The following is a 23,973-nucleotide window of genomic DNA, read 5'->3' as shown; positions in this document are numbered from 1 at the left end:
AATGATCTTGGTTAGGCTGCGCCTCAGAAAGTGGACTGCTAGAAGTGGAAGTGAACTACATTGACACTCCCCGGTCTAAAGACGCGGGGATTCTTCGCTCAACGACCCAACTTGCTGAACCTGGCCGGAACCAAGAACAGTAGAGGTCAGATCTCCTGAAGCGTTCGGATTAATAATCCAAGTTCCGACGTGCCCCGTCGTACTTATGGCTCGATTTCGGATGTTGATGGCGGCATTGTGATCCCTATCTAGTTCACACCCACATTCACAGACATGAGTCCTAGTAGATAAAGATTTTTTGACCGTTTCACCGCACTCGGAGCAGTTCTGGCTAGTATATGCAGGATTTACTGCAACAGTTATCCTTCCAAACTTAGTCCCAAAATGCTCCAACCATTTCCTAAATTGATACCAACCTGTGTCATTAATAGATTTGGCAAGACAGTGATTTTTGACCAGATTCTTAACTCTTAAATCTTCGTAGGCGACCAGGTCGTTAGACCGGATTACGCAACGTGCCAGTCTCTTGGCATGTTCTTCACGCTGCCTACTTATTTTAAGGTGCTGTCTGCCTAATTTATTAACCGCTTTCCTACGATTGGATGAGCCTTTCTTTTTCCGGGAAACCCGGCGTTGATAAAATATAGCGCGCCTCTCCCCTTTTCTATAAAAACGGGGATTGGGTTCAGAATAGCCATTGGAGTCTGTATAGAAATCTTTAAGTCCTACATCCAGCCCTATCATCTCGCCCGTGTGTGCTATCTCCTCTTTTACGTTAACTGCAACGCAAAATTGAACATAGTACCCGTCAGCTCGTTTGACTATCCGAACCCGGTTTATCTGATTTTTATCGAAGCGCCACAAGTCCCAGGTGCCCTTGAGTTTAAGTTTTCCAATTCCTTTCTTATCCGTGAACGTTATCGACTTTTTGTCAGGGGACAACTTCCATCCTGACTTCTTGTATTCGACAGAACGAGCGCGTTTCTGAAACTTAGGAAAACCTTTTTTGCCTGGAACTTTTTTCTGGCAATTATCGTAGAAGCGAACAATCGACGACCATGCCCTCTCAGACGCAGCCTGACGGGCGGTAGAGTTTAATTCATTAGCAAAAGGGAATTCCTTGGCCAGTATTTTGGAGTACCGGCTAAGGTCACTTTTCCCTGTCCCTTTATTGTCCAACCATAGACGGATGCAGCTATTTCGGATAAACTTAACTGTCCGAATAGCTCCATCTATGGCTGAATATTGGGACTCTTTGCCTTTAGCTTTAAACTCTAGAATGATCATTGACCTTGACCTTGACCTTCAGTCACGCTAAGGGAACGGTCACGCTAAGGGAACGGTCACGCTACGGGAACGAAATTCGACCTCCTCGACCTGCGGTCGCGCTACGCGAACGATATGTCTTTACTCTAGCAATTTTGTATAAAACTGTCAAGGGCTAGCCAAGATTTTTTTTTCACGGCGACTCAAGTCGCTATGAGCTTTCATCCCCGGTTTAAAAACACGGGGCTTTCAGCTTTGAGAGTTCCGTAATAATATTACAGAAAAAGGACGGGAGTAGGACAAGCCCTGGATCTATGGGCGAGGGTCAGGCAACGTCTACAGGGCAGCGCGAACTTACGGTCTACGGGGTAATGGCTATGACTCGCCGATCATAGATCGTTGCCCCTTGCTTAATTTTCTGCTATTTTTCGCCCGAGATCGATATCGATGATGTTGGGTTTCGTTACCTTAACCCAATCGACAGGATAATGCGTTCGCGTAGCGGCTCCATTCGCGTAGCGTGGCCCAAAGGCCAAGGAGCATCGCACTAAAAAACTTAAAATCCACCACAGCCCGAAACATAGCTCCTGGCTCAATATCGCAGAAATCGAACTCTCGGCAATGACCAGGCAATGGCTTAATCGTAGAATCCCTGATCTCCATACCCTCACATCTGAAATCGCCCCATGGAACCAACATAAAAATCCTCAAAACCTAAAAGATTATTAACAGTTATACTGACCAAAATGCCAGAATTTAAATTAAATTAATCTATCCAAAAAAATTAAATTTTTAATAAATCTAACTTTTAGCAGATTAATTTATCTCAACCTTTGATTTCAATTTAATTTAATTGAATTGAGTAGATTGTTACAAGCATCACTGCCATTGATAGTTTACAATAATGACCCATCAGAACATTACCGGATTAGCTAAGCAAGGCAATCCAAAAGCGATCGCGGCATTAATCAACCATTCTCTCAAATCCAAAGGCATTAGAGCTAAAGTTAAACTCAGAGATGACTGCTTGTCTGTGTTGCTAGAGTCAACTCAAGTACCAAATCAAGAAGAATTAGTAGCTTTCATTCGTAAAAGAATGATCGCTTTGGAAGTTGAATCGATTAGAACCGTCAAGGTTTATGGATGTCAGTTGGGTAAAAACTCCCCAGATTGGCGTGAAACAATCCAGTTAGTACTCCACCAAACAAATTTTGATGACTCCAAAGCAGGAGAGCTATTGAGCAGGGGGACTGAAGAGCAGATCGAAACGAACGAAAGTGACGATCACAATCAAATTGGTGGAGTACCAGAGAGCCCTGGTGCTTCCAACCCGGTACCGATATCGTCGTCGGATAATACCACTTCAAATGATGTACCTATAGAAGACAGAATAGTTCAACAGTCCAAGAGTGCTATCAATGCTAAAAGTTATAGGTATAATAATGCTAAGAAAAGTCGAAAAAATCTGATTAATGACTCGTCATTATCTGGTAAAGAACCTTGGTTAGCTGTAATTTTATCAAACTTTGTTCCTGGTATCGGGCAGATATACTCAGGTAAAATTATTAGAGGATTGTGGATAATATCTATTATAAATGTACTGTTGTACTTGGGATTAATTCTGATCTTAACTCCTAAAGTTAAATTGATAATCGGCTTCCTCTGCTGGTTAGCTATTATGCCGGTCTGGTTATGGAATCTCTTTGATGCTCATCAATGTGCCATAAAAGCGAATAGTGCAAGCTTTGAAAAATTTAGAAAAAGAGACAAAGACCCCTGGCTGGCTGTATTTTTATCAGGAGTAATACCTGGTTTGCCTGGTTTGGGTCATTTATACATTAAGAAAGTTGGGCTGGGTATTTTATTCTTTATTATTTGTATAGTTTCAGGAATTTTTCCCTTAGCTCCACTGATTGTTTCCGCTTTTGTTGCTTATCATGCTTACTCGGCTTCACCAGTTCGTAGAGAAAGAACGAAAAATTTTATAGTAACTATTTCTTTACTCCTAATGATTTTTGGTATTTGTGAGGTTGGTTTGGAGTTTTGTGTGAAAGCATATGTTGCAGAAGCTCGCTACATACCTGCTGGTGGGATGTTACCTACGCTCCAAATTAATGACCGCCTGATTATTGAAAAGTTAAGTTATCGCTTCAAAGATCCAGAGAGAGGAGATATCATAGTATTTAACCCTACTGATACTCTCAAAAAGCACAACTTGACGGACCCATTTATTAAACGTGTAGTTGGTTTACCAGGTGACAAGGTAGAACTTAAAGACGGAAAGGTCTACATTAATGATCAACCATTAGCAGAAGACTATATTGCTGACGGTCAACCAACAGTCATGAATGCTTGTAAATCTGTACCGCAACCCTATTTGTGTAAACCGGTGACACTGCCACCTAACTCCTATCTGGTACTAGGTGATAACCGGGAAAACAGCTACGATAGCCGCCATTGGGGGGTTGTTCCCAGAGACAACATTATTGGTAAAGCATTCATAATCTACTGGCCTCGCGATCGCAGCGGTATAGCCTTGTGAAATTGATGTACATTGTCTGGTTCGAGTCTTGAACCATTTCCAGAATCATGGCAGCGAAGTAACCACCCCAAGCAGCATCAGCATGAATAGTCAACTCTAGTCCCAAACAAAGAAGTGTTTTGACTCAAATTTCCATCCGGAAAAGCTTACAGGCTTTTTTGTCACTCCCCCCGGAATAACTGGCGATAATGTTCTAAACACTGCTCATGTGAATCAAACAGGATTTGATCATGGATGTAATCTTGAATAGGAATATTAGTATTTGGCCCTTTAAAAACACCTATAGAAATACGTTCCTCATCTGGTATGCGAACTCGATGTATACTTGAGTTTATCCTTCCGCCTAGCATTTTTTCTAAGGTTTCAGACAGAAATAGCACCCCATACCCTGGTTGGGGATTAACGTCATACCATTGCTCATTCCAAAATACTTCTAATCCTGGCTTGTCCATCAAAATTACAGTCATCAAATCATAGTCTTTATGAGCTTTCATTCCACTATTGCTTTTCTTCTTTGTATTTACCTTAGCCGGATAATAGGCAATTGAGAATGATGAAGAGAGATCACTATCACTCACGACTTCCTCGAAATACTGTTCAATACCAAAGTGACTAAATATCTCTTTTAACAGAACTAGAATAATACGCTCTTCACAATAAGTTGATATTTTGAAAACGGAATTGCGACACTCTTTAAAGGGGTCACTGGGATTATTCAACCTAAATAAAAACTGTTGAACCGAATGTATGTCATCAAATGAACGGTCGATATAACCTTCAAATTTTCCATGGGCAAACCATTGTTGTTTTTGGATTTCGCCCTGCCTGAAAAAAGTTAAAGCCTCTCTTTTTATAATTTGAAAATGTTCAAAAATTTCTGTTTCTAGTATTCTGACATAGCAGCAACCCAGATTAACAAGGGTGTTTATTTCTTCTCGCGTCACCCTATCTACAGCATTGATAGTTGGTAGTTCCATGATTCAGAAAACAAAAAAAAGAACTCAACTCAGGTAATTCTACCAGGATTCTGGGAAGTTTATCTCGCGATCGCCCAATACAGTATAATACGAATTGAGCAGCCGAAAAGACCAGTATATAGTGAACTTACAAGAGCGAATAGAATCTCTAGAAGCTAGAAACTATACTCCTTCCGACTTTCCTCTTGCCCAGTTGAGTCAAACCGAACTCGACAGTTTACTCACATTAATTAACTATAGGAATTTAGAATCAATCTACCCCTTGTCGCCGATGCAAGAAGGGATGCTGTTTGAGAGTTTCTATGCTCCGGAATCAGGGGTCTATGTAGAGCAATTGCTGTTGAAAATTAGTCCCTTGCAAGTTGATATCTGGGAGCAGGCTTGGCAACAAGTAGTGCAGCGGCACTCAGTTCTACGTACCTTCATTATTTGGGAGCATCGGCAACAACCCCTACAAGTGGTACTCAAACAGGTAGATTGGTCTTGGCAGCATCAAGATTGGCGAGAGTTATCAGTAACGGAGCAACAACAGCAGTTAGAAGCCTTGTTGGTAACGGACCGCCAACAACGTTTTGCCCTCAATCACCCTCCTCTGATGCGGTGGTATCTAATTCGGCTAGAGAATGAAAGCTACCAATTGGTCTGGAGTTTCCACCATATCCTGCTAGATGGTCGGAGTCTACAAGTCATCTTCCAAGAAGTATTGAGCTTATATCAATCCTCTTGCCAAGGTCAAAGCTGTACTCTGGCACCGGTAACTCCCTACCGAGACTACATTGGTTGGCTACAGCAGCAACAGCCATCTCAAACTGAGGTATTTTGGCGGGAAAATCTACAAGGATTTACAGCCCCCACTCCTCTGGTAGTAGACCGAACTCCCTCTCAACCAGGACTTACGCAAAGCCCCCTAAATCCCCCAGCGAGCAATCCCTCGCTGGGGGACTTTGACATCATTCCCCCTCCCGGTGCGCTTTCCGTAGGCGAATTAAATTCGCCACGGGTCGCACCGCAAAATTGGGGGGTTAGGGGGGCAAAACCAACTAAACTTCGTAAGTCCTATCAACAGCAGCAGCCATCTAGCTACCAAGAGCTGGAGTGCTATGTAGAAGCCTCAGTAACAGCAGCCCTCCAATCCTTAGTCAAGCAGCATCACCTCACCCTCTCAACTCTGGTGCAAGCTGCTTGGGCTTTACTGCTATCTCGCTATAGTGGGGAATCAGAGGTAATGTTTGGGGTGACGGTTTTTGGTCGTCAGGCTAATTTCCCAGGAGTAGAAACTATGGTGGGGCTGTTGATGAATACCTTACCATTGCGGGTGAAAGTGCCAACAGAAGCTCAACTAATCCCTTGGCTAGTGGTACTTTAGCGAGAAAAAGAGGAAAAAAGAATGGTAGTGTAGAGATGGTATACTCTTTAGGTTAGCTCATGTAGGGATGGTGAGTCAATGAAAGAAACCGTATCCACAGCCATGCCCCCATGCTTCGAAAGATGGTGCAAGCGCTTTGATGATCGGTTCAAAACCAAAGCGCAAAGAAAAGAGTTTAGGCACTATTTGGGAGGATTATTGGGAGAAAGCGCCCGAAAAAACCTATCTCAACTGGCGGGAAATGCTGTAGATGTGTCATACCACAGCTTAAGGCATTTTGCAGTACGAGCCAATTGGAAGGAACAAGAGATCAACGAGCGCCGATTGCAGGTAATGAATAGCACTCGTCAGACAAAAATTCCTGCGCTTTTGGCGCACGCTACGCGAACGTGGATTCTCACTTATCGTAGATGATAGCGGACATAGAAAAAGTGGAAACTTCACCTCGGGTGTAGGCAGGCAGTACATGGTCGAAATCGGCAAAACGGATAATGGAATTGTGATGGTGACAACTCATCTATATGATGGGCGAAAAAGCCTGCCCTTAGATATTGAGTTATATCAGCACAGCGGTTCATTACCCCAAGGGAAAAAAGACCCAGCCTTCCTCAAAAAACCAGAACTGGCCTTGGGATTAATCGATGGGCAAAAAGCCCACGCTACGCGAACGGACATTAAATCGAGGATATCATCCGGGAATTGTTCTGATAGATGGGGGATATGGAAACAATACATCATTTCTATTAGAGCTAGAGAAAAGAAAGCTAAAGTATTTGGGAGGAATTGCCAAAAATGCGCTTTTGGCGCACGCTACGCGAACGAAAAGTGAGTGTAGAGAAATCAGTGATGTCTTCCGAATCCATTCGAGTGGATGAGTTAGCCCAAAGCCTACCATCGGAGGCAAACGATGAAGTACAACTCAATTTAACGACCTCAAAAACCCTTTGGGTAGCCCGACTTGAAGTGGAAGTCTCTCGTCTGTCGGGAATCAGAAGTTTGGCGATCGTCATGAATCAACCAAGCTTTGATGAAGCCACAGACATTGCGGTGCGACCCAAGGGCGATTTACTCGCCCATTGGAAAGCGCACCGTGACTATTTTTTGACCAACCAGGAAACGGAGGTGGTGACTCCCCAGTGGATAGTCGAGACTTATGCTCAAAGAAATTGGGTAGAAGTTTTTTATCGAGAAGCCAAGGGGTGGCTGGGACTAAAAGAATATCAAGTTCGGCACAAACGCAGCTTGATGAGGCATTTTATTTTAGTTATGTGTGCCTATACTTTTATTTTGTGCCATCAACTGACTGGGGGATTACGAAGGCGATGGGCATCGAAACCTTTAGAGACATTTGCTGACGCAATAGATGCTTTTCGTAGCGCCATGTCTTGCCGTTTTGTCCCTTGGCTCCAAGAAAACTGGAACGTATTGGCTAGATATAAAGCCAGCTTGGGCTATATTTGGGCGCTTATTTGGCGCTTAGTACCAATAGCTAAATTTAGCCTTAATTTCAATCGCTCATGCGCTCTGCCAGAATTTCTAAAGCGCGGTCCGAACATCCCATTAACCACATATCCGGCATTCCACTTTTTTTCCCGAGCAACAGTCGCCGTCGGCTGCGGAATGTTTCCGGCTTCATATACGCTCCCAGTAAAACTCGTCGCAGTTGGGGATTCCGAATACCCGTCCGTCCGTGGAGCAGTCGCCAGTTATCATTTACCAATACCTGTCCGGGAGCTATAAGAAATTCGGCGTTATACTCTGGAGATTCAGCTAATGCTGTAAATGCTTGGTAGGCGGCATACAAGTCTTGAATTTTATCCGGGGAAACCTCAAGGGGTACGCGGTCGTTTTTATTGTGACGAATCTGGTAAACTTCGCCATTTTTATCCAAATTAATGACGTGCTGGCGATAATAGATTTCCCATTGGTATTTTTTGGTGCCTTTTTCCTTGTCAGATACTTTTTCCTCTACACCCAGTCGTCTGCGACCTGTTGGTATATACTCTTGGGTGAGTAGCTCGAAATATTTTGGCTGCTGAGTCCTCAGAACTTCAGCAATTTTGAAACCATCTACCAGAGTGGAATATCCTTGTCTGTCATTGTCAGGATTTTCGTATTCAATACATCCGAGAAATTGAAGTCTGGGAGGAACGTTGTAGGAGACGTGATCGGTATGATTGTCCAGCCGATGCAAGTACTTATAGGAGTGGTGGATATTTCCTGCTAGTTGGTTGGCTGTGTCTAAAGTATAGATGTCGGTAGGGTGATATCGTTGCTGAATCGGTCCGACGCGCTCTACTAATGCCTGAAATGCTTCTCTCGTTTTGGGAAAGCTGTCAATAATTACCATTCCCACATCCAGCATTTTATCCAACCAATGCAGTAGCGTTTCATCGTCCCTCATCACTTCCTGGTAATCGAAGTATGGGATGGACAGCGATGAGTCCCACAGTTGGGGTTTTCGTCGCTGTTTGAGAGCGGGCTCTTTTTGACAGTGAACTCGCAGCCAAGATGGATCGTAGACGCTATGATGTCCGGGTTCTTCACCGCCCCAAATGATATCTAAATTTCCTTCGCGGTCTATTTTGACCGTTTCAGTTATCGGATTTAGTGGCATTTTCAGGGGGTCGTGTCCTTCTCCTTCTCCACTGTTGAGGCTTAATGTGTCTGGTTGAAAACATTTGGGACAGTGGCAAGTGTCGCGCAGCCAGAGGTTGTGATAAAAGCTTTCGTGACCATCTTTCCAAGTAATTTGCACCCCGTTATTGACGGTGGTAACCGATTGGATGCGAAAAGCCGATTTGAGTTGCTGAACTAATGTGACCATATTACTCCTTTTATCGATAATTGACATCCTCCCTCAGTATAATCTCTGATTTACCGAGGGATTCCCAAACCTCACGATTTAGGTTTACTGTTTCTTAGATTCTTGACTAGACCATTACTAGCCCCTGTCAGACCATCTCCACAGTCAATTTGATCCACGATCTGCCCGACCGCACATACACCAGTGACACCTCGAGTACAAATCACCTTTGCTGCAGCAACATCTCTATGTGCTTCATAACCACATTCAAGGCATTTGTGAAGACGCAAAGACAAGTCTTTTTTACCTGTATGGGCTCCACAATTTGGACAAATTTGACTGGTATATCGGTAGTCAACCTTGCCAAAATATACCCCTCGTTTCCAGCACACCCAAGCCAAGATATTAAAGAACTGACCGAACCCAGCATCTAAGGTATGCTTACCCAACATTCCTTTTGCCCAAGTTCTAAAATCTAGGTCTTCTACAAATATCATGCCAGCTTGGTCGCATAAATGATGAGCCAGTTTAAAGTGAAAGTCTTTTCGGGTATCTGATATTTTTTGATGAACTCTTGCAATCTTTTGATTGAGTTTATGTCGATTCGCTGAACCTTTAACTTTTAACTTTAATCTACGTTGCAGTAATCTCAACTCGCCGTGTAGTTTCGTTAAAAATTTAGGACGTTCAATTAACTCACCATCAGAAGTTGCTAAGAACTTATCCAAACCGACATCAATCCCTAATGGATGTCCAGAAGCCGGAGTATCCGGAATGCTGACAGGACTTTGCAGAGATAACATGGCAAAATACCCGCTTGCTCGTCTAACGACCCGTACTTGTTTCAGTTTAAATCCTTCTGGAATGGGACGAGATAATCTCATCTGAACTAATCCAATTTGTGGGAGTTTTATGTACTCGTTAGAGATGGGATTACTCTTAAACTGAGGAAATACAAATGACCGCATCCGATACTTATTTTTAAAGCGAGGAAAACCGTACCCCATATTTTTCATGTTGTTAAATGCTCTCTCTAAAGTTTTAAGGACTTGTTGCAACACTTGAGCATTTACTCTTTTGAGTTCGGGGTTAGTCTTTTTTGCTTTTGTTAAGTTGGCGGCTTGTCTGTTGTAGTTAGGATACGGAACATCGGCTGGGATAATGTACTCTTGTTGCAATGAGCAACAATTAACAGAACACTTCCTACTATTGATCCAATCTTTTCGCTCTCGTAGTGCATAATTCCACACTTTTCTTGTGACGGCCAATATATCTTCGATGATGGCGACCTGCTCAGGAGAGGGGATTAGTTTGAACTGGTAGGTTAGTTTCAGCATATGGATATGGTATCATAATTCTATCCAGCCCTGTTAACTAGCTAGATTTTTACACAGAAAAGCTGAAGATGGAGCTTTCCAGATCCAAGACGTTTTTTGTTTCGATAGAATAGAGCAGTTTAACCGTCTTGCGGTTGACCTAGGGGAATTTTTAACCAAGTATTATGCTCTTTGGTTAAGAAACAATCGATTGTTGCATAAATACTCCCTTGTTTCCTCTGATAAAAAACTTCTTTTTCTGAAAGTGATATTGGATTTGTGTGCCAGACTCCAGGATCTATTGAGATGCCACAACTACCATCTGAATAAAGAGCTACAAAGTCTTCCGGTTTGACATCCTCTTTAGGAGGAGCTAACAGATATATGCTCGGTTCACCATTTTTAGGCATAAACGCTTCTCCTGCATCTAGATGGGCACTCAGCCAGTTGACCAGAAGATATTTAGAGTTACTTTCTGGTTCGGATATAATCTTACCCGCTGCACCACCGCGAGCATTCTGATGACCGGCAGAATATAGGGTTGACCCCTTCCAATAGACTCTGAACTCCTCTTCAATAACAGTACCGTAACCCCCCTTGGAAATTAAAGGTCGTTTTCCTGAAGTAGGCCATTTGCATAACTCTATTTTCGCATTTTCAAAATCCGTGAATACAACCCCTAATCCCAGAGCATTTTGGGAATTCAACCTTTTTAAGGGAACATCATAGTAATTGACTTTCGCCGCCATTTTTTCTTGCATTTAACTAATAATTGAACTGTTATATTAATTAACAATTAACAATTAACAATTGGGTTAAAGGCGTAAAACCATTGATTTTACTGGCTTTGCTTTTTTTACCCTCTTGTTTTTCCGCGCGGTCATTTATTGCGATTTGATATTAATGGAAAGTTCGCTCCCACTTGCCAACTAAATTGACGGCATAAGGCTGAGGAAAATACTGCTCAAAAATCCTGTAGTAGAGTAATTCCTCCTTACTTTTTATGGGGTCTCCCCGAAAGCGTGCCCGATCGAAATCTTCGTCAGAAATGGTAGCCTCAGCGCGAGCTGCTAAAACTTTAGAGGAAGAACAACCATGAGCAAATTCCATCTTGTCTCGCCAAACTATTTCTGGGGGTAAATAGTCTTCAAAAGCTTTACGGAGCAACCATTTTTCAATGCCAAAGCTCTGGTAAAGCTTGAGGGTTGGCTCTATACTCAGTGCCATTTCCACAAAGTCTATATCTAGAAAAGGAACTCTTGCTTCTAAACCATGAGCCATTGTCAGTCTGTCTAATTTTTGCAAGTTGAGATTATGTAATCCTTTAATCCGAGATACCAATTCTTGATTTAAGGTCTTGGCATCATTGTAATCAGCTAGATAACTATAGCCAGCAAACAACTCATCTGATGCGTCTCCTCCTAGAACTACTTTGACATATTGGCTAGCAAGATTAGATAGCAAGTAGGTAGGTACGCAACTTCTTAACCAAGCGGCATCATAGGATTCAAAGTGGTAAATTACCTCGGGTAGAACAGAAAGCATTTCTGCTTCTGAGTAAATATATTCGTGATGAATTGTTCCTAAATATTCTGCTACTAATCTTGCTGCTTTCAGATCTGGAGAGTTAGCAAATCCGGTGGAAAAAGAATGTAGTTCTGACAGTTCTCGCTTCATTAAGGCCGCAATAATGCTAGAATCAAGTCCTCCACTGAGAAATACTCCTACAGGAACGTCAGACATTAAACGCCTGCGGACACTTTGAGAAAGTCCTTGGCGAATTTTTTCTAAAATCACCTCTACATCTTCTAAAAACACATCGATTTCGGGAAAATCGTAGTAGGGTTGTAAACCCTCATTAGAATGGTAATAATGTCCTGGAGGAAACTCTTTAATTTGTTCACCATGCTCTATTAAAGCTTTGATTTCCGAAGCAAAAAATAAACCTTCTTCACTTTGAGCATAGTATAAAGGTTTAATGCCTAAGCGATCGCGAGCGACAAAGAATTCCTGATCGCTAGCCAAGATAAAGCTAAACATACCCCTGATTTTTTGAGGCATCTGAGTGCCAAACTTTTGGTAGAGCGGTAGCAGAATTTCCGTATCGCTGTTGGTTGAGAAGTTGTAGTTTCCCTGCAAGCGATCGCGCCATTGTTGATGGTTATAAATTTCTCCGTTAGCAATAGCGTATAATTTGCTCTGCGGATCGTATAATGGTTGCTGTCCTCCTTCTACATCAATAATGGCAAGACGATTATGTCCTAAAGCATAGTTTTCCTGGCAAATGCTACTGGTACCATCCGGTCCGCGATGAGCTAAGATTGACAATGCGTCTTCAAAGCCAGGTAAATTTGAGCCAAAAAATCCAACTATTCCACACATATCTTTATCGTCCAGGTAACTTCAATGCTGTCATCGCAATTGGCGTTAAACTAAGCCAGGTTGTCACCAACCCGACTCGTCTTCAGAACGCAGCATGAGACTTTAACCTCACTGCGCTCCTCTCTTTTCAGGCTCTTTATGAGTACCTACTTTGAGTAAGGTAGGAATATCGTCCACCCATTCCTAGTCCAGGTTATTGAACCATTTTTGGGTTTTCTCTCCTTCCTTTTGGGCTCTTTCATTTTTAGTATGCTAAGCTATCATCAAAGTGCCAATTCATTATAGATCTAATTTCAAAGTTAGTCAAATTTCTTAGTCCAAATCCACATCTTTTTATTAGTTTTAATTTGTTATTTATTCCCTCCACCACTCCACTATTTGTCCTGCTTTCAAAATATCCCACTATTTATACTAGCCATCTTTTTATTGTCTTAACGCTTTTTGGGTAGTATTTTCCCGCTTTTTTGAGCCAGTCTATTAACCTCAATGTTCCTGATCCTAAATCTTTACTTTCGTCAAATATATGAGTGAATTATTCTTTAAGATTATGCATGATTTCTATTAGCGGTGATGCAACTTTTACTTGTTCTGATAAATTTTTTTATCTTTTTAATTCGTAAAATTGGCTCGCGCCAAACATTTTTCTAACGTATATTTACTTCATTTTATACTCCTAAATAATTTCGATTTTTCTTTTAATTGCAATGTTTTTGCTGTCTTTTTTTGGTCTATTCTTGCCTGATTTAATTCTTCATGAACCATTTTCGTTACATGAAATCTATCTATTGTTACCTCGGCATTTGGACAGAGCTTTTTCACCAATAATTTATAATTTCCTGTCATATCTATACTCACTTCTTCTATTTGATTTAAAACTTTTTCTCCCCATGTCACCATGACTTTTCTTATTTCTAATTGAGTTCTCGCTCCTACTAATCCAATTAATTTATGGGTTTATAAGTCTACTAATACTACTATAAACTTTCCTTGTCCTTTCACTAAGCTGATTTCATCTATCCCTAATCTTTTTAACTTTTCTAAATTTATTGGCTTGATTAACTCCGCTATGAATGTTACCATTTTCCACACTTTTTCATCTGTTAAGCCATTACTTTATGCTACATTTTTTACATCACTATGAAGAACTTGCTGCGTGATTTTTTCCGCATATCTTTTCTTGATTTTTTTTATTTATCCTACAAAATCTAACTTCTCACTAAACGGTTTTTGACAATTTTCGCACTTAAACTGTCTTCTATTCACTTTCAAAATTACCTGTTGACCGCTCCAGGGTAAATCTTTCACTAAATGATATTTATTTTGATGTAGTCTGTGGCTTCTTTGTCCGCAGCGTGGACAAACTGCTTTTTTTTCTATCCTCTTGACTTTTAATATTATCGTGTTATCAATTTCTTGGCTGTCTTCTACTACAATTCCTGGTAAGCCTAGTAATTTTGTCATTATTCTTTTCATTGATGAGTATTTTTAGCTTTTCAACTAATATTTTAGCAGACCAAATACGCAAGAGCCGATTTTTCCCAGATAACATTTCGAGGATCTGGGCAATATTGGTCAACCATCGGGTATCATCCCAATCTAGCTGTTGTGGGGTGCTACCAGGAAGTCGGGCGGGAAGGTCAAATAGGGCGAGTAGGGCGACTGTTTCTCCCTTCTGTTGTAGCTGTTGTGCCATTTCAAAAGCAACCAGAACCCCAAAGGAGTGACCGCCCAGGAAGTACGGACCAGAGGGTTGAAGGGTTTGGATGGCTTGGAGGTAGTAAGCGGCTACCTCTTCAACACTACTAAAGGGTTCCGACACCCCATCTAAGCTGGGGGGTTGTAAGGCGTAAAAAGGTTGGTCATTTCCCAGATGACGGGCGAGTTGGTGGAAGTAGACCACATTGCCACCGGAACCAGGCATACAGAAGAACGGTGGCTGGGAACCTTGGGGTTGAATGGCAACTAAGCCAGACCAAGAGTGAGTATCAGTTTTTTGGCGCAGTAGAATCCCTAACTGTTCTAGGGTAGCGCCTTGGAAAAGGGCGGCTAAAGATAGATTTTTGCCAAATTGTTTCTCAATCTCAGCCATCAGACGCACTGCTAACAGAGAATGACCACCCAAGTCAAAGAAGTTGTCTCGGACTCCGATGGGAGAAACAGAAAATAACGCGATAGAAAGTTAGCCAGGTGGATTCATCCCCTGGTTGAATAGCGACACGCGGAACGGGGCTTATAAAGTGCGGACGCAGGTTCCGCACACAGCCCCTCGATTTATCCCGTCGTTAAGTGCTATTATTGATGGTAAATCAGCGGTACGTTGAACTGTCCTAGTTAAAGGTGGAACTCCTGCTATACCGAAACAACGGGCTTGCCGACAGTATGACGAGTCAATGGCGAACAGGCAGGACAGGGAGTATTCCTCATTGGCATAGGCTGAAAAGTTAAATCCAAGTAAGTCCACAGGTAGATTTTTCTATCTGAGGGATGTAGGAGTCTGTTGACAGGCTTAAAGAAAACGCGGTTTCAACCCGTTTTCGGTGGGCTAACCACAGAATCCACGCGGTTTCAACCCGTGGAGATGTCAAACCCAGAATCTCTGACCAAATTTGAGCTAGTTGCAGTTCTACCGAATCCCGGGGGGCAACAAAACTGGTTTCACGAATCAAACTTGAAGCATCGGGAATGGGTAAAGCCCGGCGATCGACTTTGCCGCTGGGTGTTAAGGGGAAAACTTCCAGAATGATAAACGTTCCGGGCACCATGTAGTCTGGTAACTTTTCCCAGAGAAAGCGTCGCAGTTGACCCGAAGTCGGGATTTGCCCCTCATTTGGACAAACATAAGCGACTAAGCGCTTATCCCCTGGTTGGTCTTCTCGGACAATCACCGCAGTCTGCCGCAGGTTGGGGTGTTGAGCGAGTGTTACTTCAATTTCTCCAAGTTCGATCCGGAAACCTCGAAGTTTTACTTGATTATCAATACGTCCGAGAAACTCTATATTTCCATCGGGTAAATAACGGGCTAAATCCCCAGTTTTGTAAAGGCGGGACCCCTGTTCTTGACTAAAGGGGTTGGGAATAAATCGTTCTGCGGTCAACTCAGGACGGTTCAGATAACCTCTAGCTAGGCAAACTCCCCCGATGTACAACTCGCCAGGAATTCCTACAGGTACAGGTTGTGCGAATTGATCTAATATGTAAATCTGAATGTTAGCAATGGGACGACCAATAGGTGGTAGTGCTGACCAAGTGTCAGTAGAACCGGTTAAGGTAAATGCTGTGACTACATGAGTTTCTGATGGTCCATATTGATTATGAAGGGAACAATCTTTTAGCTGGGAGAAAAAGCTGGCGATCGCTGGAGTAATTTGCAACTGTTCCCCTGCTGTTATTACTTCCCGCAGACTGGTGGGAATAAATCCCAAAGTTTGAGCGGTCTCTGCTAACTGCTGTAAGGCAACAAAAGGAAGAAACAGTCTTTCTATTTGTTTTGCTCTTAACAAATGTAGCAAAGCAACAGGGTCTCGTCGCAGTTCTTCTGAGATTAAGACTAAAGTTCCACCCCCACACCAGGTTGAAAATATTTCCTGAAAGGAGACATCAAAGCTAATTGGTGCAAATTGCAGGGTTTTTGCTTTTGGTGAAACTGTTGTGTTTGACCGTTGCCACAAAATCAGATTCTTCAAAGCCAGGTGCTTCATTGCTACACCTTTAGGCTTACCTGTAGAACCGGAAGTGTAGATTACATAAGCCAAGTTTTCCTCAGAAGCAGTACAGTTGGGATTTAAGTCAGTTTGTTGACTAACTAGATTCCAGTCAGCATCTAAACAAATGATTTGCGCTTGATTTTCCGGTAATCCAGTTACCAAGTTTTTTTGAGTTAATAGTACTGAAGCTTGAGTATCTTCAATCATGTAAGCCAACCGCTCTTGAGGATAACCTGGGTCTATAGGAACATAAGCCCCACCGGCTTTGAGAATGCCCAACAATCCCACCACCATCTCAAGAGAACGTTCAACACATATGCCCACCAAAACTTCTGGTTCGACTCCCTCCGATTGTAAATAATGTGCTAATTGATTCGCCCGACAATTTAAATCCCGATAGGTTAATTTTCGGTCTTCACATACCACCGCCACTGCATCGGGTGTTTTTTCTACCTGTTCCTCAAACAACTGATGAATGCACTGATTTTTTTTGGGATAGTCAACCTGAGTATTATTCCACTCAATTAATAACGGCAACTCCACCTCACTCATTACTCATTACTCTCCAGAAAAAAGGCGGAAGGCAGGAGGCAGAAGGCAGAAGGCTCCAAGGGAAGCTAACTTGTTTCTTATCTTCTTTTTCGACGCCGTATTTTTCCCTGTTCCCCTCCTGGGAGGGGTTAGGGGTGGGTTCTGTTCCCTGTTCCCTGTTCCCTGCGTCGTCAGACGCTCATTACTCATTACTCATTACTTCTTCTTGACTAGATTTTAGGACTTCCCGTGAAAAGTCAGACTTACCTGCTCTCAACACTTGCTCAGCCGTCAAGTTCAGATCGGGGAAAGTTGTAGAGGTGATAGTCTGATTACCTCGGAGTAATTGAATTTCATACTCTCCATCTACTAGAGTACAGATAGAAAGGGTTGGTTGTTTGGGCTTCCCAATATGCCGGATACCACCTAGTCCTGCGTAGTCTGCAATCCAATATTCTCGAATGCCTAAAGTTGCGTAGTCTTCAACTTTACGGGCATAATCGTTTTGCCAATTGCTACTAACAACTTCCGCTATAAATTTAATCGAATCGCCACGGGTCAGAACTGATTGCTCAGACCAAAGTGGCTCTCTAGCCAGTTCTGTTCGATCAACAACTGCAACATCAGGTCGAAATGCAGTCATGCCAACGTCAGCAGGGCGAAATAGTCCTCGTTGAAGAACAAACCAAGGTAAACCTATTCTATCGATCTGAACACAAATTTTGGTGGTGATCAAGGCAGCAACTTCTTCATGTTGACCTGTTGGTTCCAAATCGAAAACCTCTCCATCAATCAGTTCATAGCGGTTATCACTACCATAACGAGCAAGAAACTCCTCAAAGTTCAGGAGTTTCTGTTGTATTGGTTGTTCGATTCCAAGGGTCATAGTTTAAGCCCTAATCAATGCCTTAATTTTACCAAAGCTGTAACGCACCATGAGAGATTTTCCATTGAACCTCCCCACTAATCACGAGGGATGGGGATTCCCAGGCACAACCTAAGTGGCTGTTATTTCCATGGGCGTAACTTTCCCTCGCACCGAGGGTAGCTGGATGGGGTCAATACCCAGTTGTTTTAAACCCCTGTTCCTAATGTTTACACCACCGTTCACATCAGCATCATCGTGATATCCGCATTCAGTACAGAGGAACTTTTCCCCATGTCTATTGTCTGCACTGATGTGATGGCATTTCGGGCATTCAACAGATGTATGCTTAGGGTTGACTTTGATGATCGTTATGCCTGACTTCCCAGCCACGACTTCTACCTTCTTTACTAGTTCTCCCCAGGCGGCTTCAGATATTAAACGATTGAGTGCTCTTTTGGCAGATTGTCCGTTGCGTTCGCGAAGCGTCGGCTTTGCCGAATCATACCCACCATCCTGATTGGGCTTGGGTTTGCAACGAGACTTCATACCCTTAATGTTGAGATCTTCAAAAACCAGGGCATCTGTACCATCAGTCAATTTTTTAGCCACTTCCCAATGGTACGCAGAACGCTTGTTGGCTAACTGTTCGTGTAACGACGCAACCTTACTAAAAGATTCTTTGCGGTTATTTGAGCCTTTCTGCTTCCGACTCGCAGCTCTTTGTCTTAGTTTCAAGCGCCTTTTTTGACGCTTGTACTTTTTAGTGTTAGATGGGTTTGCAATAGTTTCGCCATCAGAAGTACTGACAAGTTTCTTGATACCTAAATCGCATCCTTTGACACAATTTGGGTTGATTTCATCAGTAGTTTTCACCGGAGGTAACGGAACTGATTTGTCCTCGATCTGAATACTGACAAACCAACCCCGTGACTTTCGACGCACGGTCACAGATTTCATCGTGAAACCTGTTGGGATAGGACTAGAATTATAAAATCTCATCCATCCTATTCCGGGCAAGTAAATTCGATTGCCGTCAAGTTTTACTTGACCTGGTGAGTACTTGAAGCTCCGGTAACGAGAACGTCTTTTGGGTTTGGGATACCCTGCTTCACCTTTAAAGAATTTTGAGAAGGCGGTATCCAACTGTCTTAGCATTTGTTGCAGGACAGTTGAGTGTATTTTTTTGTACCAAGGGCGTTCTTTTTTTAAAGTCGGAAGAGTAGAACTTTGAAGCTCATAAACACTACGTCTAGGATTTTTCTGGCTTTTCTTCCAAGGATAACCAACAGAGGTTGACTTATTGACCGAGCAAGTCAACGGACACGCCTCTCCACGAGTCCTCAAGTCGCAGTAATTCCCCATTTTAGGTGACTTAACCTGCTCATAGGAATCATTCCTATCCCTTAACAGATAGTTGTACTGCGCTAAGAGCATATCCAGCCACCGATTCATGACAGTCATCTGCTGAGAACTTGGAATGAGCTTGTAGACGTATCCGTATTGCATGGTATCGACCTCTTTGTCCGTGCTATCTTAATTGTAGATTATAGAATCGTAAAGTGACCAGGAAATGGCTAAAACAGAAACAAAAAAAATGGGAAGACCCTGTATTCACGGGGAACCCAAAGGAGCACATACCATTAGAGTGACGGATACAGCATGGAACGGACTGAAGCGATTAGCTTCCGTTGCCGGTGTAAGTCTCTCCGAATATTTGGAAGCGTTGGGAAAAGCCGGTGTATTGCCTAGTTAACAGATTGTGGCTTACGCCACTTGAGAGGGGAAATTCATCCCCGACCTAAGAGGACTGGGTATTCTTTCCCCTCTCAAACTCTCCTATTTCCAATAAAAAAATCACTAATCGATTAACCCTCACTTGTGTGATGATGATCAGCTATCAAGTCTGATGGTGCGTTACACTAACGTTAACGCACCCTACAAAACTTTTGACGAAGTCAGCGCAGCTCTCGGAGCTCACATCCGAGAGAACGCTGACCACACCCATAAAAATTTGGCTTCTCTAAGTCGATGTGCCTGCAGATGTACTTGCCGAAGTTTGACGTGGCTTGTCTGGTAGAGCGAGGAAGTCTTCAACTACTGCAAAGAAATCTCTATTCTCACCACCGTTCTCCTCTACATAGTAACCTTGGTCTCGAAATTGGGTTAACTTAATATAAAATTCCAGTGACTTTTTCTGAATGTTTGTTACCCACTGTTGCGCTTCAGTGGTTACTGGTTTTTCAGTAATTTTTTGTTCAAGGGAACTTGTTGATTCTTCATCTGATGTATCCATAGCATTATCATCTACTGCAATTTGATCGTCATACTGATAAGTATAGAAATCAAAATCAAGGGAGGGAATAAGCATTACTTCTAAAAAATCACGGACGCGGGAAAATGAAGTGCCCTGCTCATCAATGTATTTTGTGGCTGTTTCCAATATTTCTTTTCCCTGAGCACTCGAATCTAATTTTTCAAGTTTTTCCCTCACGTAGGATATCGCTTCTTGATCAATATTGAGCTTGAATTCATGAGAATCACGCCGATAAGTAACTAGACTGGGGCGCGGTAGATCGGTTGGTAAATCTAAAATTGGCAACTCACCCGCTAATTGTTTTTCCCAATATTGCCAAAGCGTTTCTCCCCAAGGTGACTTCAGCATTTCTGATTCCCAATTGACAAAATCGGTATAAGCTAAAGGTTCTTTAACTGGAATACCCCCATATAATTGTTGGAATTCTTTTAAAAATAAATCTTTGGTAAAACTATCATTAGCAATCTGGTGAATGGTAAACAATTGAACCCATTCCGTTGCGGAACGCTGAAACAAATATAATCGGATAATGGGGTGTTTTTCTAAATCATAGAGAACATCTGCACAGGCTAAAATTTCTTGCTTTAACCGTGTCTTGATGCAGTCGCTCATGGGGGGAACCCCCAAGACCGCGCTGCATCGCTTCTTCACTCCAACCCTTAGCATCAATCACCTGCATGGGGACATTCATCGTAGGATGAACAATTTGCACAGGTTCGCCTTCATTATCCGTTCCATAAGTGGTTCGTAAAATGCTATGGCGTTCTACGATTCTTTGCCATGTTGCTTTCCAGGCTTCTATATCTAAAGGTGAATTTATTTTGACCGCATTATACTCATTGTAAGCGGTATTGTTAGGGGCGATTTGGTGGAGAAACCATAAGCATTTTTGCGCCTCTGACATAGGATAAATATAACGAATTTCTGAATTATTAATTAAATCTTTTTTTTTTGAACATAATCATTTTGGTATTTTGGCAGTCAGAAGTCAGGATATAGAGAAATAGAATAGGGGCAAAAGGTATAAAAATGCCCCCATATTCACCATCTCCCAATATTTTATAGCAATGAATGCTCACATATTTACATATTACTATTGTCTTTAAATGTAGCACAAAGCTCTACATGGTAAGTATCTAATACAAACCCGTTTCTATACTTACCAGATTTAATTTCATTCGTTTTTATTGCTGAAAGCTGACCGCTAATAGCTGAATGCTTACTTATTATTAGACTACAGTAGGGACGTCCCATACAACGTCTCTACAAGGTGATCATTTTTTTTATGTGGTTCATTGAACCTGGAATTTAGACTAAAATATGAAAATTTATTCAATCTCTCAAATTGATCTTGGAAATTTATTTTAAAATCAAGAAATAGTCTAAACTCCAGTTAAGTAAAATTGCTCTACTAAAACAAATATCACTCTCCGGCAAGAAGCTTGGCGGCTTTCCGCATATAGGCAGGTGCTTTTGTCTCACCATAAGGTTCTACATAGGGCGCAGTCGATAGGGCAACCCCAACAAAATCTCGTTTTGGATCCACATATATTATTTGATTAAGATTGCCACTTTTGGCCATAGCTCTGTCCTCAAAAATCCAATCCCACTGGTAGCTGTTGGACTCGGCACGTTCGCCCCCAAAACTCTTGAAGCCTGATTCATCCTTCGCACTCCCCGCAAAAGCTTCTGGGTCTCCTCCTTCCTGGATACGTTGCAGAACGTCGTCACTCACCACATCCTCTTGCGCCACTGCCTGCCAACTCGGCGTAAACAACACACCATAACGAGCCATGTCTTCCAGCGTCGTGGACATCAAACCTAGAGGCAAAGCAACACCTTCTGGTCTCATGCTGAACATAGCTGGCATCCGTGCACCGAGTTTGCCCCATACGCGCTCTTCAAATACCGCAGCCCACGGCTTCTTCTCTACATGCTCAATCATCATCGTCAATACATCAGTGTTTGGAGAGGAGTAGCGAAAAACTTCTCCCGGCTCCTCTCCGTATAACGGCGAAAAGGCTCGCATTACGGAAACCGTGTCTTCTATTGGGCAACCGCCAGAGCTAGGTGTCCCAAAGATGGCACTGAAGTAACTGACTATGATTGAGTTTGGGTCAAGGATCGATTCGCCTGTCTCCTCCGAATCAAGCCCTGAAGTATGGTTCAGCAAGTTAAGGACACTCAAATTATCCCACGCAGTGCCAGCCAGTTCAGGGACATACTTGGTGATTGGTTGAGAGACGTCGATCTCGTCTTCCTCAGCCAACATTGCTGATATCAGTCCAACAGTCGTCTTGGCCGACGACATCCAGACATGCATATCGGTTTCGTTCATTCCTGGGAAGGCTTCAAAAACGACCTTGCCTTTGTGAATCATCATTATGCCTTGGTGGCGAAAGGTCTCTTTTTTTGAGTATTTTGAGAGTTTGAGCGGTCCCTCACTGTCCGTCTCTATCACTATGTCAGCTACATCTTTGTTAGGAGCCCGCTCCAAGGGCTTGAACTCCACAGCTGGCATAGACATTGCAGTCGGCATGAACTCAGGGAGGTTCATCAGGTAATAAAGTGCGTGGTCTCCTCCCATCTGAAGGTGGAAGTTATTAAACCTCTCACGGGCATGATCCACGAATTTCTTGGAAAACGGCTCTTTGGCTGCTTCTACAGGAAGCGTGGCACGGGCGCCTGGAACAGATAAATACTTGTATAAGTCACTATTCTCTGCATATGACGGCTGCTGTATCAGAGCACTCATAATCACAATAGCGAGCAATATTCTCAATACATACCTCATTGTGACAATTTCCTTAAATCGATCATCAATTGTTATATACCATATTGAATTGTTATATACACAGTAATTACGCAAATTAACATAAATAAGCTATCATTAGAGGTATAATGGTGTTTTATACTACTAGATGTGGTGGTTATGCGTAAGTCCTGCACTATAACCCTCATGATCACCACGAATCATTGACCAAAAATTTTGGGTCTCAAGCCCCGTCCTTCTAGGACGGCTTTTAAGTAGAGTATGTTATAATAAACATCTAGCCTAGTACAGGTAGGATTCGTCGGTACTGCCAATTTAAAAACAACGACGTAAAGCGATACTAGTACACGAGGAGCGAAAAACCTCTTCGGTGCGCTTTCCGTCGGCGAATTAAATTCGCCACGGGTCGCACCGCCAAAACGCATGGATCTTAACGGATACCGAAAACCAGTAAAATAGCAAATTGAAATACAAACGTACCGTGGGGCACACGGAAACTGAGAAAACTCAACGCTTAGGGAGATAAGCCCACTGGGGTTAGTTAAATTAGGCTAGGTATTTGGTTTTTAAACGGATATTGGGCTTAAATATTGCCTTTGGTGGATAACTAATTTTAAGGCATGTCGATGAACTAAGAATCCCCGCTCTTATAGGGCGGGGAGTGTCAAATAACTATGGCACCATTGCTAACAAGCGATCGCTTTATGTCCTTAAGTACCCTCACCATGGAAGCACGGGGAATATGAATCAGGGATGCATTGGCAAAGATCCCATCAAAGCTCTTTGGTGGCAGCTTGAGGTTCAGAAACGATTGCTGCCAAACCTCGCATCCTGAAACTTGTTGCGCCATCCTAACAAATGCTGATGTAGCATCGAGACCAATTACTTGATGGCCCTGGTCTTTAAAAGCCACCAAGTCTCTACCAGGACCACAACCTAAATCCAGAATCTTGCCTGGATTACGGGGCATAGCATCCACCAAGGCGTTGCGATTTTGAGAGACATCGTGATTCCAGGTGCCTTCCCGGAAAGATTCTGCTGTTGCTTGATACTCAGCAATTGTTACTATTTCGTGTTCTTCCACAATAGTTCAAGCTTGATGATACTCAACCAAATTCTACTATCTAG

22 protein-coding genes and 2 pseudogenes are annotated in these 23,973 nt (G+C 42.6%); 6 read left to right on the top strand and 18 right to left on the bottom strand.

The features are described from left to right. Nucleotides 1-75 precede the first annotated feature (75 nt). Entirely contained in the window at nt 76-1,287 is a 1,212-nt protein-coding gene (locus F6J90_RS20295) for a transposase (protein ID WP_293097353.1), read from the bottom strand. On the opposite strand from F6J90_RS20295, the gene F6J90_RS20290 reads away from it, so the two are divergent. Beyond that, a complete protein-coding gene (locus F6J90_RS20290) occupies nt 1,287-1,445 on the top strand; it encodes a hypothetical protein (protein WP_293097350.1) in 159 nt (52 codons plus the stop codon). The genes F6J90_RS20295 and F6J90_RS20290 overlap by 1 nt on opposite strands. Before the next feature lie 289 nt (nt 1,446-1,734). Here the strand turns inward: F6J90_RS20290 and F6J90_RS20285 are convergent, their stop codons facing one another. Beyond that, nucleotides 1,735-1,929: a hypothetical protein gene (locus tag F6J90_RS20285; protein WP_293097347.1), complete on the bottom strand. Its 195-nt coding sequence runs from the start codon at nt 1,927-1,929 to the stop codon at nt 1,735-1,737. Between F6J90_RS20285 and F6J90_RS43640 the strand changes: the two genes are divergently transcribed. Both F6J90_RS43640 and lepB read left to right on the top strand, forming a co-directional pair. Continuing rightward, nucleotides 1,864-1,995 carry a hypothetical protein gene (locus F6J90_RS43640; RefSeq protein WP_366513809.1) on the top strand — a complete coding sequence of 44 codons (132 nt, stop codon included), beginning with the start codon at nt 1,864-1,866 and terminating at the stop codon, nt 1,993-1,995. The two genes, F6J90_RS20285 and F6J90_RS43640, sit on opposite strands and share 66 nt — an antisense overlap. A 307-nt stretch (nt 1,996-2,302) precedes the next feature. Further along, on the top strand, nt 2,303-3,808 hold the full coding sequence (gene lepB / locus F6J90_RS20280) for a signal peptidase I (RefSeq protein WP_293097344.1): 1,506 nt from the start codon (nt 2,303-2,305) through the stop codon (nt 3,806-3,808). Between the two features lie 161 nt (nt 3,809-3,969). On the opposite strand, the gene F6J90_RS20275 is transcribed toward lepB, so the two are convergent. After that, entirely contained in the window at nt 3,970-4,785 is an 816-nt protein-coding gene (locus F6J90_RS20275; protein WP_293097341.1) for a 2OG-Fe(II) oxygenase family protein, read from the bottom strand. 121 nt (nt 4,786-4,906) lie between these two features. Here F6J90_RS20275 and F6J90_RS20270 point away from each other — a divergent pair, with 121 nt between their 5' ends. Together F6J90_RS20270 and F6J90_RS20265 are read left to right on the top strand one after the other, a co-directional pair. Then, nucleotides 4,907-6,151, top strand: coding sequence for a condensation domain-containing protein (locus tag F6J90_RS20270; RefSeq protein ID WP_293097338.1), 1,245 nt, complete (start codon nt 4,907-4,909; stop codon nt 6,149-6,151). A gap of 78 nt (nt 6,152-6,229) precedes the next feature. Beyond that, nucleotides 6,230-7,615: pseudogene (locus F6J90_RS20265) on the top strand (IS701 family transposase); the annotation flags it as partial. 43 nt (nt 7,616-7,658) lie between these two features. Here the strand turns inward: F6J90_RS20265 and F6J90_RS20260 are convergent. The 11 genes and pseudogenes from F6J90_RS20260 to F6J90_RS20210 form a co-directional block, all read right to left on the bottom strand. Next, nucleotides 7,659-8,978: a TauD/TfdA family dioxygenase gene (locus F6J90_RS20260; RefSeq protein WP_293097335.1), complete on the bottom strand. Its 1,320-nt coding sequence runs from the start codon at nt 8,976-8,978 to the stop codon at nt 7,659-7,661. Nucleotides 8,979-9,049: 71 nt separating this feature from the next. Further along, nucleotides 9,050-10,294 (bottom strand): transposase, encoded by a 1,245-nt coding sequence (locus tag F6J90_RS20255; RefSeq protein WP_293097332.1) that lies wholly within the window; start codon nt 10,292-10,294, stop codon nt 9,050-9,052. Between the two features lie 119 nt (nt 10,295-10,413). After that, complete coding sequence (locus F6J90_RS20250; protein WP_293097329.1) at nt 10,414-11,034, bottom strand: ureidoglycolate lyase; 621 nt, start codon at nt 11,032-11,034, stop codon at nt 10,414-10,416. 139 nt (nt 11,035-11,173) lie between these two features. Further along, on the bottom strand, nt 11,174-12,655 hold the full coding sequence (gene asnB / locus F6J90_RS20245) for an asparagine synthase B (RefSeq protein WP_293097326.1): 1,482 nt from the start codon (nt 12,653-12,655) through the stop codon (nt 11,174-11,176). A gap of 277 nt (nt 12,656-12,932) precedes the next feature. After that, nucleotides 12,933-13,034: pseudogene (locus tag F6J90_RS20240) on the bottom strand (transposase); the annotation flags it as partial. 281 nt (nt 13,035-13,315) lie between these two features. Beyond that, nucleotides 13,316-13,552, bottom strand: a complete 237-nt coding sequence (locus F6J90_RS20235) for a transposase (protein WP_293097324.1) — start codon at nt 13,550-13,552, stop codon at nt 13,316-13,318. A gap of 294 nt (nt 13,553-13,846) precedes the next feature. Further along, nucleotides 13,847-14,116 (bottom strand): transposase family protein, encoded by a 270-nt coding sequence (locus F6J90_RS20230; RefSeq protein WP_293097321.1) that lies wholly within the window; start codon nt 14,114-14,116, stop codon nt 13,847-13,849. Continuing rightward, complete coding sequence (locus tag F6J90_RS20225; RefSeq protein WP_293097886.1) at nt 14,061-14,804, bottom strand: thioesterase domain-containing protein; 744 nt, start codon at nt 14,802-14,804, stop codon at nt 14,061-14,063. The genes F6J90_RS20230 and F6J90_RS20225 overlap by 56 nt, the downstream gene beginning before the upstream one ends. 292 nt (nt 14,805-15,096) lie before the next feature. Beyond that, nucleotides 15,097-16,911, bottom strand: coding sequence for an amino acid adenylation domain-containing protein (locus F6J90_RS20220; protein WP_293097318.1), 1,815 nt, complete (start codon nt 16,909-16,911; stop codon nt 15,097-15,099). Nucleotides 16,912-17,092: 181 nt separating this feature from the next. After that, nucleotides 17,093-17,776 carry a Uma2 family endonuclease gene (locus F6J90_RS20215; protein ID WP_293097315.1) on the bottom strand — a complete coding sequence of 228 codons (684 nt, stop codon included), beginning with the start codon at nt 17,774-17,776 and terminating at the stop codon, nt 17,093-17,095. Between the two features lie 111 nt (nt 17,777-17,887). Beyond that, complete coding sequence (locus tag F6J90_RS20210; protein ID WP_293097312.1) at nt 17,888-19,210, bottom strand: transposase; 1,323 nt, start codon at nt 19,208-19,210, stop codon at nt 17,888-17,890. A gap of 142 nt (nt 19,211-19,352) precedes the next feature. Between F6J90_RS20210 and F6J90_RS20205 the strand changes: the two genes are divergently transcribed. Next, nucleotides 19,353-19,511, top strand: a complete 159-nt coding sequence (locus tag F6J90_RS20205; protein WP_229415370.1) for a hypothetical protein — start codon at nt 19,353-19,355, stop codon at nt 19,509-19,511. A gap of 267 nt (nt 19,512-19,778) precedes the next feature. On the opposite strand, the gene F6J90_RS20200 is transcribed toward F6J90_RS20205, so the two are convergent. The 4 genes from F6J90_RS20200 to F6J90_RS20185 all read right to left on the bottom strand — a co-directional run bounded on the left by F6J90_RS20200 (nt 19,779) and on the right by F6J90_RS20185 (nt 23,929). After that, nucleotides 19,779-20,684 carry a condensation domain-containing protein gene (locus tag F6J90_RS20200; RefSeq protein ID WP_293097309.1) on the bottom strand — a complete coding sequence of 302 codons (906 nt, stop codon included), beginning with the start codon at nt 20,682-20,684 and terminating at the stop codon, nt 19,779-19,781. Then, nucleotides 20,620-20,976 (bottom strand): condensation domain-containing protein, encoded by a 357-nt coding sequence (locus tag F6J90_RS20195; protein ID WP_293097306.1) that lies wholly within the window; start codon nt 20,974-20,976, stop codon nt 20,620-20,622. Before F6J90_RS20195 ends, F6J90_RS20200 begins: the two co-directional genes overlap by 65 nt. Nucleotides 20,977-21,495: 519 nt before the next feature. Beyond that, nucleotides 21,496-22,866, bottom strand: coding sequence for a serine hydrolase domain-containing protein (locus F6J90_RS20190; protein WP_293097303.1), 1,371 nt, complete (start codon nt 22,864-22,866; stop codon nt 21,496-21,498). A gap of 643 nt (nt 22,867-23,509) precedes the next feature. Continuing rightward, the gene (locus tag F6J90_RS20185; protein ID WP_293097300.1) at nt 23,510-23,929 is read right to left on the bottom strand and encodes a class I SAM-dependent methyltransferase; all 420 of its coding nucleotides are present in this window, start codon (nt 23,927-23,929) and stop codon (nt 23,510-23,512) included. Nucleotides 23,930-23,973 lie beyond the last annotated feature (44 nt).

The organism is Moorena sp. SIOASIH, assembly GCF_010671925.1.
GTDB lineage: Bacteria > Cyanobacteriota > Cyanobacteriia > Cyanobacteriales > Coleofasciculaceae > Moorena.
This window is presented reverse-complemented; position numbering and strand designations above follow the sequence as displayed.

Excerpts from the sequence above, each read along its gene's own strand:
- F6J90_RS20295 (WP_293097353.1), bottom strand. The coding sequence starts at position 1,287 with ATGATCATTCTAGAGTTTAAAGCTAAAGGCAAAGAGTCCCAATATTCA.
- F6J90_RS20285 (WP_293097347.1), bottom strand. The coding sequence starts at position 1,929 with ATGGAGATCAGGGATTCTACGATTAAGCCATTGCCTGGTCATTGCCGA.
- F6J90_RS20275 (WP_293097341.1), bottom strand. The coding sequence starts at position 4,785 with ATGGAACTACCAACTATCAATGCTGTAGATAGGGTGACGCGAGAAGAA.
- F6J90_RS20260 (WP_293097335.1), bottom strand. The coding sequence starts at position 8,978 with ATGGTCACATTAGTTCAGCAACTCAAATCGGCTTTTCGCATCCAATCG.
- F6J90_RS20255 (WP_293097332.1), bottom strand. The coding sequence starts at position 10,294 with ATGCTGAAACTAACCTACCAGTTCAAACTAATCCCCTCTCCTGAGCAG.
- F6J90_RS20250 (WP_293097329.1), bottom strand. The coding sequence starts at position 11,034 with ATGCAAGAAAAAATGGCGGCGAAAGTCAATTACTATGATGTTCCCTTA.
- asnB (WP_293097326.1), bottom strand. The coding sequence starts at position 12,655 with ATGTGTGGAATAGTTGGATTTTTTGGCTCAAATTTACCTGGCTTTGAA.
- F6J90_RS20235 (WP_293097324.1), bottom strand. The coding sequence starts at position 13,552 with ATGGTGACATGGGGAGAAAAAGTTTTAAATCAAATAGAAGAAGTGAGT.
- F6J90_RS20230 (WP_293097321.1), bottom strand. The coding sequence starts at position 14,116 with ATGACAAAATTACTAGGCTTACCAGGAATTGTAGTAGAAGACAGCCAA.
- F6J90_RS20220 (WP_293097318.1), bottom strand. The coding sequence starts at position 16,911 with ATGAGTGAGGTGGAGTTGCCGTTATTAATTGAGTGGAATAATACTCAG.
- F6J90_RS20215 (WP_293097315.1), bottom strand. The coding sequence starts at position 17,776 with ATGACCCTTGGAATCGAACAACCAATACAACAGAAACTCCTGAACTTT.
- F6J90_RS20210 (WP_293097312.1), bottom strand. The coding sequence starts at position 19,210 with ATGAATCGGTGGCTGGATATGCTCTTAGCGCAGTACAACTATCTGTTA.
- F6J90_RS20205 (WP_229415370.1), top strand. The coding sequence starts at position 19,353 with ATGGGAAGACCCTGTATTCACGGGGAACCCAAAGGAGCACATACCATT.
- F6J90_RS20200 (WP_293097309.1), bottom strand. The coding sequence starts at position 20,684 with ATGAGCGACTGCATCAAGACACGGTTAAAGCAAGAAATTTTAGCCTGT.
- F6J90_RS20195 (WP_293097306.1), bottom strand. The coding sequence starts at position 20,976 with ATGTCAGAGGCGCAAAAATGCTTATGGTTTCTCCACCAAATCGCCCCT.
- F6J90_RS20190 (WP_293097303.1), bottom strand. The coding sequence starts at position 22,866 with ATGAGGTATGTATTGAGAATATTGCTCGCTATTGTGATTATGAGTGCT.